9 protein-coding genes are annotated in these 14,287 nt (G+C 61.0%); 6 read left to right on the forward strand and 3 right to left on the reverse strand.

The features are described from left to right. Positions 1-77 precede the first annotated feature (77 nt). Complete coding sequence (gene dacB, locus AC1MEW_RS27535; protein WP_480424322.1) at positions 78-1,538, forward strand: D-alanyl-D-alanine carboxypeptidase/D-alanyl-D-alanine endopeptidase; 1,461 nt, start codon at positions 78-80, stop codon at positions 1,536-1,538. Between the two features lie 256 nt (positions 1,539-1,794). On the opposite strand, the gene AC1MEW_RS27540 is transcribed toward dacB, so the two are convergent. Both AC1MEW_RS27540 and rlmKL read right to left on the reverse strand, forming a co-directional pair. After that, positions 1,795-4,194 (reverse strand): sensor domain-containing diguanylate cyclase, encoded by a 2,400-nt coding sequence (locus AC1MEW_RS27540; protein WP_480424324.1) that lies wholly within the window; start codon positions 4,192-4,194, stop codon positions 1,795-1,797. Positions 4,195-4,337: 143 nt separating this feature from the next. Beyond that, positions 4,338-6,608 (reverse strand): bifunctional 23S rRNA (guanine(2069)-N(7))-methyltransferase RlmK/23S rRNA (guanine(2445)-N(2))-methyltransferase RlmL, encoded by a 2,271-nt coding sequence (rlmKL, locus tag AC1MEW_RS27545; protein ID WP_201196284.1) that lies wholly within the window; start codon positions 6,606-6,608, stop codon positions 4,338-4,340. Between the two features lie 532 nt (positions 6,609-7,140). Here rlmKL and rmf point away from each other — a divergent pair. After that, positions 7,141-7,356 (forward strand): ribosome modulation factor, encoded by a 216-nt coding sequence (gene rmf, locus AC1MEW_RS27550; RefSeq protein ID WP_003223300.1) that lies wholly within the window; start codon positions 7,141-7,143, stop codon positions 7,354-7,356. A 292-nt stretch (positions 7,357-7,648) separates the two neighbouring features. On the opposite strand, the gene AC1MEW_RS27555 is transcribed toward rmf, so the two are convergent. Next, positions 7,649-8,668, reverse strand: a complete 1,020-nt coding sequence (locus AC1MEW_RS27555) for a quinone-dependent dihydroorotate dehydrogenase (RefSeq protein ID WP_201202098.1) — start codon at positions 8,666-8,668, stop codon at positions 7,649-7,651. 231 nt (positions 8,669-8,899) lie between these two features. Here AC1MEW_RS27555 and AC1MEW_RS27560 point away from each other — a divergent pair, with 231 nt between their 5' ends. The 4 genes from AC1MEW_RS27560 to AC1MEW_RS27575 all read left to right on the forward strand — a co-directional run bounded on the left by AC1MEW_RS27560 (position 8,900) and on the right by AC1MEW_RS27575 (position 13,952). Next, the gene (locus AC1MEW_RS27560) at positions 8,900-10,111 is read left to right on the forward strand and encodes a CmpA/NrtA family ABC transporter substrate-binding protein (protein WP_201255915.1); all 1,212 of its coding nucleotides are present in this window, start codon (positions 8,900-8,902) and stop codon (positions 10,109-10,111) included. Positions 10,112-10,126: 15 nt separating this feature from the next. Next, the gene (locus AC1MEW_RS27565; protein ID WP_322267854.1) at positions 10,127-10,702 is read left to right on the forward strand and encodes an ANTAR domain-containing response regulator; all 576 of its coding nucleotides are present in this window, start codon (positions 10,127-10,129) and stop codon (positions 10,700-10,702) included. 357 nt (positions 10,703-11,059) lie between these two features. After that, a complete protein-coding gene (locus AC1MEW_RS27570) occupies positions 11,060-12,271 on the forward strand; it encodes a nitrate/nitrite transporter (protein WP_480424326.1) in 1,212 nt (403 codons plus the stop codon). A gap of 7 nt (positions 12,272-12,278) precedes the next feature. Then, on the forward strand, positions 12,279-13,952 hold the full coding sequence (locus AC1MEW_RS27575; RefSeq protein ID WP_480424328.1) for a bifunctional protein-serine/threonine kinase/phosphatase: 1,674 nt from the start codon (positions 12,279-12,281) through the stop codon (positions 13,950-13,952). The last annotated feature ends 335 nt before the right edge of the window (positions 13,953-14,287 follow it).

A 14,287-nucleotide genomic window follows, 5' to 3' on the forward strand; every position in this document is an offset into this window, starting at 1 on the left:
ACACTTTCATGACCACTGAGGGATTTTATCTTCATGCCCTCGTCTTTTTTCCCCTCGACTGCAGGGTTCTATTTCACATGATCAAATCTTTGCGCCCACTGCTCCTGGCCAGTTTTCTTCTACCCCTGGCCCTCCCTGTTTCCGCCGCTCAGATCAACACCGCGCTGACGCCCAACGTTGAAAAGGCCCTCAAGGCCAGCAAGTTGCAGGACAGCGCCCTGTCCCTGGTGATGATTCCGCTCAACGGCCCGGGCATCCCGACCATTTTCAACGCCGACGTTTCGGTCAACCCGGCCTCGACCATGAAGCTGGTCACCACTTATGCGGCCCTGGAAATGCTCGGCCCGAACCACCAGTGGAAAACCGAGTTCTACACCGATGGCACCCTCAGCGGCGGCATCCTCAATGGCAACCTCTACCTCAAGGGTGGCGGCGATCCGAAACTGAACATGGAAAAACTCTGGCTGCTGATGCGCGACCTGCGCGCCAACGGCGTGACCCAAGTCACAGGCGACCTGGTGCTGGACCGCAGCTTCTTCGTGCAGCCGCAACTGCCGGAATTCAACGATGACGGCAATGACGAGAACAAACCGTTCCTGGTCAAACCTGACTCGCTGATGGTCAACCTCAAGGCCCTGCGCTTTGTCGCGCGCAACGACAACGGCAAGGTGCTGGTGTCGGTCGAGCCGCCGATTGCGACGATTCGCATCGACAACCAGGTCAAAGCGGTCAATTCCAAGCAATGCGCCGGTGGCGTGCGCTACAACCCGGTAACCCAGGCCGATGGCAGCGTGACCGTGACGGTCGGCGGCCAGTTGGGCGACGGTTGCAGTTCGCAGACCTATCTGTCGCTGCTCGATCACGCGACCTACACCGCCGGCGCCGTACGGGCGATCTGGAAAGAGCTGGGCGGCAGCATCCAGGGCAAGGATCGTCTGGCAGCCACGCCTAAAGACGCCAAGGTACTGGCCCGGGCCTTTTCGCCGGACCTCGCGGAGATCATTCGCGACATCAACAAATACAGTAACAACACCATGGCCCAGCAACTGTTCCTGAGCCTGGGCCAGAAGTTTCGTAACGATGCCGACGCCGACGACGCCAAGGCTGCCCAACGCGTAGTGCGTCAGTGGCTGGCACAAAAAGGCATTACCGCGCCGCACCTGGTGATGGAGAACGGCTCCGGCCTGTCCCGCGCCGAACGGGTGAGTGCACGGGAAATGGCCGGCATGCTGCAAGCGGCCTGGAAAAGCCCATACTCGGCGGAATTCATCAGCTCGCTGCCGATTGCCGGCACCGACGGCACCATGCGCAAACGCCTGAAGCACACCGCCATGGCCGGCGAAGCGCACATCAAGACTGGCACCCTGAACACCGTACGGGCGATCTCCGGTTTCAGCCGCGACATCAACGGCAATACCTGGGCGGTAGTGGCGATCCTCAACGACAAGGCCCCGTTTGGCGCATCGTCGGTACTGGATCAGGTGCTGCTGGACCTGTACCGCCAGCCGAAAGTACCAGCCACCGCTTCGGTGCTGTAAAGCACACAGTTCCCATGTGGGAGCGAGCCTGCTCGCGATGACGGCAGCACATCCAACATCAATGTGACTGTCAGACCGCTATCGCGAGCAGGCTCGCTCCTACAATCGGCCGGCGCTGAACACAACTCCCCTGATCGACAGCAGATTAATGTGGGAGTAAGCCTGCTCGCGATGACCGCAGCACATCCAACATCAATTTGACTGACAGACCGCTATCGCGAGCAGGCTCGCTCCCACAGGGGGTCAGCGTGCAGCTTCAGTTGAGCTGCGCCTCAACCCGATCCCGCCCTGCCTGCTTCGCCGCATATACCCCCGAGTCCGCCCGCAGCAACAGCGCATCCGCGCCCTCGCCAACCCGCCAACTGGCAATCCCGAAACTGGCGGTCACTGTGCCGACACCCTCGATCGATGAGTTGCGCAACGCCTGCCACAACTGCAAGGCCAGGACATGCGCATGTTTGCCGTCGATGTCCGGGCACAACACCATGAACTCCTCGCCACCCAGGCGACAGAACACATCGGTACGCCGCAGCCGATGGCCAATGCGCTCGCACACCGCCTGCAACACCCGGTCGCCTACAGCGTGGCCATGCTGGTCGTTGATGCGTTTGAAGTGGTCGATGTCGAGCATGATCACCGACAACTCGCCGCCACCGCGTTCGACCCGGGTCATTTCGGTGGTCAGCCGTTCCTGGAAGTAGCGGCGGTTGTGAATGCCGGTCAAGGAATCCGTCACCGACAGCGCCCGCAGCTCTTCTTCCACCCGTTTCAGATCAGAGATGTCCGAGATGTAGCCATGCCAGAGCACACCGCCGCCCGGCTGCTCCTCCGGCGTCGCCTCACCACGCACCCAACGCAAACCACCGACCGGCAGTTGCACCCGGTACTCCTCGCGCCACGGACTCAGGGTGTCCGCCGAGGCGCGAATCGAGGCGCGGACACGGGTCGAGTCTTGTGGATGAATCCGGGTAAAGATCGCTTCGGCATTGAGCAGTAACACATCCGGTTCCAGCTCATAGATCTCGCGGATACCGTCACTGGCGTAAATCACGCTGAAGCGACCGTCGAATTCCATCTTGAATTGATAGATGCCGCCGGGCACATGGGCGCTGAGTTTCTTCAGCAACAAGTCCCGCGCCGCCAGTGCCTCGTGGACCCGCTTGCGTTCGGTGATGTCGATGCAAATCGCCAGGTGCCCGACCCACAACCCCTGCTCGTCCAGCACCGGGGTCGCCAGCATGTTGACCGTCAGATGGCTGCCATCGTGGCGCACCAAGGTCCACTCGCGGGCTTCGTTCCCACCCTCCTCGCCGCCCTCGACCAGCATCGCCTGGCACGTCGGGATCAGCTTGCCATAGCGCGCGCTCAACTCCGCCGAGCGGGCCACCAGCTCCCGGGGGAAGTGCAGGTTCTCCAGGGTCATGTGGCCCACCACCTCAGCGGCGTCGTAACCGAGCATCTGCTCGGCACCGGCGTTGAAGGTGCTGATGACCCCACGCAAGTCGGTGGCGATGATCGCCACCTGGGTCGCGGCATTCAGCACACTGCGCAACTGACCGTGGGTGCCGCGCAGTTCTTGCTCGCGGGCACGCAGTTCCTGAGTGCGCTGCTCGACCATTTTCAACGCCCGTTGACGCTGGCTGACCAGCACGTAGAGCAAGGCACTGAGTAACAGGCTGAGCAAGCCACCGAGCACCACCAGGCTGCTCACCGAAGAGCGGTTGGCCTGCACGAAAGCCTCACTGGGCTGGATGTCTACTTGATAGTCGTGGTCGGCCATGCGCAACAATCGACTGGCGGACAGATCACTGGCAGCCGGAGGGTTCGCAGACTCGTACAGCACTTCGTGTTGATCGTTGGTGGACATATCGAGGATACGCACTGACAAATAATCGTGACCGGCCTCCGGCAGCCCATCCGCCAACAACTGGCGCATGCTGATCACGGCCATGACGTAACCGAACGGCTTGATCGCCGTTTCGGTAAGGCTGTCACGACGAAGGACCGGCGTAACCAGCAGCACGCCTCGGGCATAAGCCGGCTCGACATTCACCAAGTGCATCGGCTGCGAGACCACCATGCCAGCCCGCGCATCCGCGCGTTCCAGCGTCGCACGGCGCAAAGGTTGGGCGAGCAAGTCGTAGCCCAGCGGCGAGCCGAGTCGACTTTGCGTCTGGCTATAAAGCACCACCACATACTCATCGCGCGCTGCCGCCAGTTGCAGTTCGCCGCCAGCATTGAGCTCACGGATGGAAAAGTCGCTCACCCCTTCGGCGCGCACCTGGTGTTCAAAGGCCGGACGTTCGTCGCGGGTCACCCGCTGTGCGAAGGAATAGGCCTGCGTACGGAGCAATAAAGGTTGGGTGTAACCGTTAAATTCGGCGCGGGACACCGATTCGGAATTGGCAAAGAACCGGCGCAGGCCATCGAGGCGCTGCTCCTGATCTTCGAAACGTTCTTCGATACGGCTGTAACGCTCACTGGCCAGCAGTTGGAAGCGTTGCCGCAATTGATGGTGAAACAGATTCAGCGTGGCCCAGGCCAGCAATCCCGTGAGAATCCCGCCAGCGAGCAATACCAGCACCGCGACCAGCCAGGCCGAGACGTCTTCGCTGATAAAGCCCAGGATCCTGGGGCGCACGGAGTGCAACGACATAAACGCAACTCAAAACGCCTGGTGCCGGAAAAGCCCATTGGCCATGCGTTGAGTTATAGCTATTAGCCACTAATTTGACCAGCCCTGAAAGAACCCAAGAGCCTTTAAAAATCAAGGCTCTGTGGATCCAATCCGGTCAGCTATCAGCGGGCCGTGATTTTCCAGGCACGATGGATCTTGCCGTTACGGGCAAAGTCCGGATCGATGGTCTGGGCGGTGATTTCCTCGACCGCGTAACGGGTGGTGAGGTTCTCCTCCAGCACAAACTTGCGGAAGTTGTTGGAGAAGTACAACACGCCGCCCGGCGCCAGGCGCGCCATGGCCAGGTCGATCAACTGCACCTGGTCACGCTGTACGTCGAAAATCCCTTCCATGCGCTTGGAGTTGGAGAAGGTCGGCGGATCGATGAAGATCAGGTCGAACTCGTCACGGCAGGCATCCAGCCAGACCATCACGTCACCTTGCTCCAGGCGGTTCTTGTCGGAGAAACCGTTCAGCGACAGGTTACGACGCGCCCAGTCGAGGTAGGTTTTCGACAGGTCGACGCTGGTAGTGGTGCGGGCGCCGCCCTTGGCCGCGTGAACACTGGCGGTCGCGGTGTAGCAATACAGATTGAGGAAGCGCTTGCCGGCCGCCTCTTTCTGGATACGCATGCGCATTGGACGGTGGTCAAGGAACAGCCCGGTGTCGAGGTAGTCGGTGAGGTTCACCAGCAGCTTGACGCCGCCTTCGTTGACCTCGACGAACTTGCCCTGTGCCGCCTGGCGTTCGTACTGTTTGGTGCCGCTCTGACGCTCGCGGCGCTTGACCACCACGCGGCTCTTGTCGATGTTCAAGGCTTGCGGAATCGCTGCCAGGGCATCGAACATCCGGGCCGAGGCTTTTTCCGGGTCGATGGATTTCGGCGCGGCGTATTCCTGGACGTGGACCCAATCCTGATACAGGTCGATGGCCATCGAGTATTCCGGCATGTCGGCGTCATACACGCGATAGCAGTCGATGCCTTCACGCTTGACCCACTTGCCCATGGCCTTGAGGTTCTTTTGCAGGCGGTTGGCAAACATCTGCCCGCCTTCGCTCAAGCGCGGTTGCTCGATCACCACCGGAGCCGGTTTGATCGGGTTGCCGTTCTTGTTGTACTTCTCGTACTTGCCCGGCGCCACGTCGTTGTCTGCAACTTCGACTTCAGCCTGTTCGCGTTCTACCTGACGCTGTTCCGGAGTGCGACGTTCGCCAGTGACGAACTGATCCGGCGTGACCTTGATCAGCAGCAGCTTGCACGGCAACGCGCCGTTCCAGAACGAATACTGTTTGTGGCTGCGGATGCCCATGCGCTTGCCCAGGTCGGGCGCGCCGGTGAATACCGCCGCTTCCCAGTTCAGGCAGGCCTGACGCAGACGCTCGCCCAGGTTCTGGTAGAGGTAAAGCAAGCTTGCCTCGTCACCCAGGCGCTCGCCGTACGGCGGGTTGCAGATGACCAGGCCTTTCTGGTTCTGGTCCGGACGTGGCTCGAAGGTGCCAACTTCGCCCTGGTAGATCTTGATCCACTCGCTCAGGCCTGCACGTTCAACGTTGTTGCGGCCCGGTTGAATCAGGCGTGGGTCAGCTTCGTAACCGCGAATCCACAGCGGTGGCTTGGCCAGACCGGCAGCGCAACGCTCGGTGGCTTCTTCGTGGAGTTTTTTCCACAGCGCCGGAACGTGACCGAGCCAGGCCGTAAAGCCCCACTGCTCGCGACGCAGGTTCGGCGCCATATCGGCGGCGATCATGGCGGCTTCTACCAGGAACGTGCCGACACCGCACATTGGGTCAGCCAGCGCGCCGCCTTCGGCTGCAATGCGTGGCCAGCCGGAACGGATCAGGATCGCGGCCGCGAGGTTTTCCTTCAGCGGTGCCGCGCCCTGCTGCAAGCGATAACCACGCTGGTGCAGGCTGTGGCCGGACAGGTCGAGGGAAAGGATCGCTTCGCCACGGTCCAGGCGCAGGTGAATGCGCAGGTCCGGGTTGAGTTTGTCGATGGACGGACGGTCGCCCTGCGGGGTGCGCAGTTTGTCGACGATAGCGTCCTTGACCTTCAAGGCGCCGAAGTGGGTGTTGTCGATGCCCGAGCCGTGACCGCTGAACTCAACGGCCAGGGTGCCGTCGTTGAGCATATGGTCTTGCCACTCGATGTCGAGCACGCCGTGGTACAGGTCTTCGGCGTCCTTCATCGGGAAACGCTTGAGCACCAGCAGCACCCGGTTCGCCAGACGCGACCACAGGCACAGGCGATAAGCGGTTTCCATGGTGGCCATGCCGCGCACGGCCGAGGTGTGTTCACGCGCTTCTTCAAGGCCAAGCCCGACGGCTTCCTCGATGAGCAGGCCTTCAAGGCCTTTGGGGCAAGTGAGGAAGATTTCGAATTGATCGGACATTGGAGTTTCAAAGCCTTTGGCTGAGTGAACCGACAACGCATTGCCGGTCCGGTTTTCAATCAGGCGCTTTTCTAAAAGAGCGCCCGCGTGGCACGAAGGTGTGCCGTCCCACCCTGACTGCTCGGGTTAAAAGAGCTTAGATGCCAGGGCAGAGAAAAAAGTTGATGCAACAAAATGTCATAACTCGACCCTTCGTCGAATAGTACCCCAGTGCAACGGTGGGCCATTCTCACTAAAGGATTAACCCCGTCATCTAGCGCGGGGCCGATCATACCGGGGCTTTGAGCAACAAACACGTTACAAACGCCTTGTTACTTATGGCCATAGCATCTTTATCGTTACGTCCTTATGACAAAACGATCATTCCCTCGATGTGACGCATTGGTTAGAACTCAACACAGGTTGACGTCGCAACGGCGTCAACACCTTGGCTCGCGACGCCGGCAGCGAGCCACCAACGGCAGAATTTTTCTGCCAGACCTCGATTGAGGTCGACGCGATAAATACAGTCAACAAGTGAGGGCAACACCCTATGAGAAGACTTAAGCGTGATCCGTTGGAAAGAGCATTTTTGCGCGGATATCAATATGGCGTTGGTGGCAAATCCCGTGAGCTTTGCCCATTTACTCTACCGTCGGTACGCCAAGCCTGGATTAACGGCTGGCGCGAAGGACGCGGCGACAACTGGGACGGTATGACCGGCACTGCGGGAATCCATAGACTCAACGAACTTCACGCCGTTGGCTAACAAAGGGCCAGACACTGCAACACAACAATCTGAATACATAACGCATTAACCACGCACGTCCCATCCGGACGGCGGGCTCCGGCCCAGGGGCACCTTCGAGGTGCCCTTTTTTATGCCCGCAAAATCTACGGTGAGACCATTGTGGCGAGGGGGCTTGCCCCCGTTCGACTGCGAAGCAGTCGTAAACCCTGCCACCATGTTTCATCTGACACACCGGGTTGGCTGGCTTGGGGCCGCTTCGCTGCCCAACGGGGGCAAGCCCCCTCGCCACAAAAGCCCACTCCTACGGGGTTTAGCGCAAGGCCGCTATGGCGTCGACCGATTCACGGATGAGCGCCGGGCCCTTATAGATGAAGCCCGAATACAGCTGCACCAAACTCGCACCTGCAGCGATTTTCTCAGCCGCGTGCTTGCCTTCAGTGATGCCACCCACGGCGATGATCGGCAAACGGCCGGCCAATTCTGCTGCCAGGACCCTGACGGTGTTGGTGCTCTTGTCGCGAACCGGCGCGCCGGACAGACCGCCCGCCTCGTCGCCATGTTCCATGCCTTCGACGCCGACCCGGCTCAGGGTGGTGTTGGTGGCAATCACCGCGTCCATCCCGGTTTCAATCAGCGCTTGCGCGACCTGGGCGGTTTCTTCGTCGGTCATGTCCGGAGCGATCTTGATCGCCAGCGGAACATGCTTGCCGTGGCGCAAGGCCAGTTCGGCCCGGCGCTGGGCCAGGTCGGCGAGCAATTGCTTGAGTGAATCACCGAACTGCAGGCTGCGCAGGCCCGGGGTGTTCGGCGAGCTGACGTTGACCGTCACGTAGCTGGCGTGGGCGTAGACCTTGTCCAGGCAGATCAGGTAGTCGTCGACTGCACGCTCAACCGGCGTATCAAAATTCTTGCCGATGTTGATGCCCAGCACGCCCTTGTACTTGGCCGCTGCAACACGAGCCAGCAGGTGATCGACACCGAGGTTGTTGAAACCCATGCGGTTGATGATCGCCTCGGCTTCCGGCAAGCGGAAAATCCGTGGTTTCGGGTTACCTGGCTGCGGACGCGGGGTGATGGTGCCGATTTCAACGAAGCCGAAACCCAACTGGGCAAAACCGTCGATGGCCGCTCCGTTCTTGTCCAGACCGGCCGCCAGACCCACCGGATTCGGAAACTCCAGGCCCATGACCTTCACCGGCATTTTCGCCGGGGCCTTGCACAGCAAGCCGTTGAGGCCCAAACGCCCGCCCGCGCCGATCAGGTCCAGGGACAGATCGTGGGAGGTTTCCGGGGAAAGTTTGAACAACAGCTGACGGGCCAGGGTGTACATGGGCGGGTTTGACTCGAATGACGGCGAAATGAGGCGGCGATTATAGCCGGGCATCGGGGTCGCAAGCGAGGCGCACACGCAAATCAGCGTTCGATGGCATATGCCTTGCACCGGCATAGGCATCAGCACTCATGCCAACGGCGGGATGAGTCGACGGACAATGGCGTCGTCACCCGGTTCTGCTCATGCGGGGACCTGGGACGACGCTTTTTTTTGGAAGGTGTTTATCCGATGAATGAAACCACAGTCGGCCCGCTGGCCTGGGTCAACGGCAGCGATGCCCCGGAAAAGTCCGTGATCGACGTAGGCTTCATGGCCCTGAGCGACTGCGCTTCGGTGGTGGTCGCCGCCACCCAGGGCTTTGCCCAACCCTACGGCTTGACCCTGAACCTCAAGCGCCAATCCTCCTGGGCCAACCTGCGGGACAAACTGGTCAGCGGCGAACTCGACGCCGCCCACAGTCTCTACGGCCTGATTTACGCGGTGCACCTGGGCATCGGCGGCATTGCGCCCACCGACATGGCGGTGCTGATGGGTCTGAACCAGAACGGCCAAAGCATCAACCTGTCCCACGGTTTGCAAGCGCTGGGCGTGACCAGTCCTGAAGCACTGGACCGGCATGTGCACCAAACTCGCCCAAAACTGACTTTCGCCCAGACGTTTCCGACCGGCACCCACGCCATGTGGTTGTATTACTGGCTGGCGAGTCAGGGCATCCATCCGCTGCAAGACGTCGACAGCGTGGTGGTGCCGCCGCCGCAAATGGTCGCGCACCTGCAGGCCGGGCGCATCGACGGTTTCTGTGTTGGCGAACCGTGGTCTGCCAGCGCGGTGAAACAGAACCTCGGCTTTACCATGGCGACCACTCAAACCATCTGGCCCGATCACCCGGAAAAAGTCCTCGGCTGCACCCGCGCCTTTGTCGAGCAATACCCCAATACTGCCCGGGCGCTGGTGATGGCGATCCTCGAAGCCAGCCGCTTCATCGAAGAAAGCCCGGAAAACCGTTGCAGCACCGCGCAGTTGTTGAGTGCACCCGAATATCTCGATGCACCGCTGGACTGCATCGAGCCGCGCCTGCTCGGCGATTACGCCGACGGCCTCGGCAATCGCTGGCAGGACCCGCACGCCTTGCGTTTTCACGGTGGTGGCGAGGTCAATTTGCCGTATCTGTCCGATGGCATGTGGTTCATGACCCAGTTCCGCCGCTGGGGTTTGCTGCGCGAAGACCCGGATTACCTCGGTGTAGCCCGTCAGGTTCAGCAATTGGACCTGTACCGCGACGCCGCCACTGCCGTCGGCGTCTCCGCCTGGGGCCAGGAAATGCGCAGCGGTCAGTTGATCGACGGCAAAATCTGGGACGGCTCAGACCCGGCCAGCTATGCACGAAGCTTCAAATTGCACGCCATGAGCAACAGCTCGCCGCTTCTCGCCAGCCGCTGACAGGAGCCCGCGAATATGTTGCGTATCCTGCTGATCAACGACACCGCAAAGAAAGTCGGGCGCTTGAAAGCCGCCCTGACCGAAGCCGGGTTCGAAGTGATCGACGAATCCGGCCTGACCATCGACCTGCCCGCACGCGTCGAAACGGTGCGCCCGGACGTGATTCTGATCGATACCGAGTCACCGAGCCGTGATGTGATGGAGCAAGTGGTATTGGTGACGCGTGATCAGCCACGGCCGATCGTGATGTTCACCGACGAGCACGACCCCGGCGTGATGCGCCAGGCGATCAAGTCCGGGGTCAGTGCCTACATCGTCGAAGGCATTCACGCACAACGCTTGCAGCCGATTCTCGACGTGGCCATGGCCCGCTTCGAAAGCGACCAGGCCCTGCGCGCCCAACTCCATGCCCGGGACCAGCAACTGGCGGAGCGCAAGCGCATTGAGCTGGCCAAGGGGTTGTTGATGAAGATGAAAAACTGCAACGAGGAAGAGGCCTACACCCTGATGCGCCGCCAGGCCATGAGCCGCCAGCAGAAGCTGATTCAAGTGGCTGAGCAGATTATTGCCATGAGTGAGTTGCTTGGGTAATCGATCACTGTGGCGAGGGGGCTTGCCCCCGTTCGGCGGCGAAGCCGTCGCAAAATCTGTGTGCAAGGTTTGCCTGAAAGAATGCATGGGCGGCTTCGCCACCCAACGGGGGCAAGCCCCCTCGCCACAAAAACCGGCTGTTGGCACAAATCTCGCTAAGTAATCCACACAGGTAACCAACGGCGGTTGCCCCACCAACGACAAAGACGTCGCTCACCTCGTTCGCTCCATGGCGGATCCGGTAGCGGCGTTTTTTCGTTTTGGCCCCAGTGACCGGGGCCGGTGGTGCGGCCGTGGCGGCGCCCCACCTGCTAGCTCATGACTCCTTCTCGAGACTCCCTACAGCTGAGGTGCGCGATGAATTCAAGCTTCTGGAAATCCGGCCATACCCCGACATTGTTCGCGGCCTTCCTCTATTTCGACCTGAGTTTTATGGTCTGGTACCTGCTCGGGCCGCTGGCAGTGCAGATCGCCGCCGACCTGCACCTGACCACTCAACAACGCGGGATGGTGGTGGCCACGCCGATTCTGGCCGGCGCGGTATTACGTTTTGCGATGGGCCTGCTGGCGGATCGCCTGTCGCCAAAAACCGCCGGGATCATCGGCCAGGTCATCGTCATCTGCGCATTGTTCGGCGCCTGGAAACTCGGCATCCACAGTTACGAACAGGCGCTGGTGCTGGGCCTGTTCCTCGGCATGGCCGGGGCGTCCTTCGCCGTCGCCCTGCCGCTGGCCTCGCAATGGTATCCGCCGCAGCATCAGGGCAAAGCCATGGGCATCGCCGGTGCCGGTAACTCGGGCACGGTCCTCGCGGCGCTGATTGCCCCGGTGTTGGCGGCGTCCTTCGGCTGGAGCAACGTGTTCGGTTTTGCCCTGATCCCGCTGATCCTGACCCTGATCGTCTTCGCCTGGCTGGCCAAAAACGCCCCGCAACGGCCGAAAGCCAAATCCATGGCCGACTACCTGAAGGCCTTGGGTGATCGCGACAGTTGGTGGTTCATGTTTTTCTACAGCGTGACCTTCGGTGGCTTCATCGGCCTGGCCAGCGCCCTGCCCGGCTATTTCAACGATCAATATGGCCTGAGTCCGGTGACCGCCGGTTACTACACCGCTGCCTGCGTGTTCGGCGGCAGCCTGATGCGTCCGTTGGGCGGCGCTCTGGCGGATCGTTTTGGTGGCATCCGCACCTTGCTCGGGATGTACACAGTGGCAGCGATTTGTATCGCGGCAGTGGGTTTCAACCTGCCGAATTCCTACGCGGCGCTGGCCCTTTTCGTCTGCACCATGCTCGGTTTGGGGGCCGGTAACGGCGCGGTTTTCCAACTGGTGCCGCAGCGTTTTCGTCGCGAGATCGGCGTGATGACCGGGTTGATCGGTATGGCTGGCGGCATCGGTGGCTTCGCCCTCGCGGCGGGCATGGGCGCAATCAAGCAAAGCACCGGCAGCTATCAACTGGCTTTGTGGTTGTTCGCCAGCCTTGGCGTGCTCGCCTGGTTTGGCCTGCACGGCGTGAAACGTCGCTGGAGAACCACTTGGGGTTCGGCCGCAGTGACGGCGGCGCGGGTCTGAAACCTCAATGAGTCTGCAACTGAGTTTCGCCGAAGCCAGCGCCATCGGCCCGCGCGAGGAAAATCAGGACGCTTTGCGCCTGGTCACCCCGGCCCCGGCGCTGGCGGCGAGCAAGGGTTACCTGTTCGCCATTGCCGACGGCGTCAGCCAGTGCGCCGATGGCGGGCTCGCCGCCCGTTCGACCTTGCAGGCACTGGCGCTGGACTATTACGCCACCCCGGAAACCTGGGCAGTCGCCGAGGCTCTGGATCGCCTGCTGTCAGCGCAGAATCGCTGGCTTCAGGCCAATGGCGGTGGGCAACCGCTGCTCACCACTGTCAGTGCTTTGGTCATGCGCGGCAGGCGTTTTACCCTGGCCCATGTCGGCGATTGCCGGGTTTATCGCTGGCACGCCGATCAGTTGCAGCGGGTCAGCGAGGATCACGTTTGGGACCAACCGGGCATGCAACATGTGCTCAAACGCGCCCTCGGGCTGGATCAGCATCTGGTGCTGGATTTCCTTGATGGCGAATTACGCCTCAATGAAAGTTTCGTGCTGCTCAGCGACGGGATCTGGGCGGTGTTGGGCGACACCGCCATTGCCGGGATCTTGCGCGACCAGCCTGATCTGCAAAGTGCTGCGCAAACGCTGGTCATCGCCGCGCACCTGGCCGGCAGTCAGGACAATGCCAGCGCCCTGCTGGTGCGCGTCGATGCCCTCGGCGAAACAAACATTGGCGATGCGTTGATTCATTTGCAGCAGTGGCCACTGCCGCCCGCGCTGAAACCGGGGCAGACGTTCGAAGGCTGGCAGGTCGAGGGAGTCCTCGGCCAGAGCCAGCAATCACTGCTCTATCGGGTGCGGGACGGGCAACAACAACCCTGGCTGCTGAAAACCTTGCCCGGCCATTTGCATAACGATCACCTGGCCGGGCAGGCGCTGTTGTCGGAAGAATGGTTTCTCAAACGGGTGGCCGGGCGGCATTTCCCTGAAGTCCATGCCGCCAGCCAGCGTCAGCATTTGTACTACGTGATGCGCGAATATTCGGGACAGACCCTGGCCGAATTGCAGGCCCGAACCGGACCGCTGCCACTGGCGCAATGGCAGGAATTGGCCGAACGCCTGCTGCGGGCGGTGGGCATGTTGCACCGACGACAAATCCTGCATCGCGACATCAAACCGGAGAACTTGCTGCTGGGGGACGACGGTGAGTTGCGGCTGCTCGATTTTGGTCTCGCCTATTGCCCTGGCCTGTCCGAAGACCAGCCCTGCGCCCTGCCCGGCACGCCAAGCTATATCGCCCCGGAAGCCTTTCACGGAGAAGCGCCGACGCCGCAACAGGATTTGTACGCGGCCGGCGTGACGCTGTTTTTCCTGCTGACCGGGCACTATCCCTACGGCGAAATCGAAGCGTTTCAACGACCACGCTTTGGTGTGCCAGTCAGTGCCAATCGCTATCGTCCCGATTTGCCTGAGTGGCTGGCGTTAAGCCTGGAGCGCTCGGTTGCGGTTGATCCGCAGCAGCGTTTTGAAACAGCGGAAGAATGGTTGTTGCTACTGGAACAGGGCGAGCGACGTAGTTTGAGTGTGAGACCCAAACCGCTGCTGGAGCGCGAGCCGCTGAAGGTTTGGCGGACATTGGCGCTGGTGTCGTTGGTGGTGAATCTTCTATTGCTGGTTCTAGCATTTCACTCATTCTGATTCGATCACGATCCAATGTGGCGAGGGAGCTTGCTCCCGTTCGAGTGCGCAGCGCTCGCTGATTTCGGGGCCTGCTTCGCAGCCCAGCGGGAGCAAGCTCCCTCGCCACACGGTTCATATGCCCCAGGACCGGGCGATTCGCCTCGAATCAGTGCACAAACACTGAATTTGATCCTGAACACCCACCATGAGCCCGGTAAAACCAAGCCTTGAACGACTTGGCACAACCACTGCATTACCTTACCCACCACACATAAAGCCCAGCCTTCAACGACGAAGGCTGTGCTTCCCGAGAGAACGGGACCAGGACAAAGGCGTCCTCGCTAGGCAACTAG

Source organism: Pseudomonas sp. ASL4 (assembly GCF_056680395.1).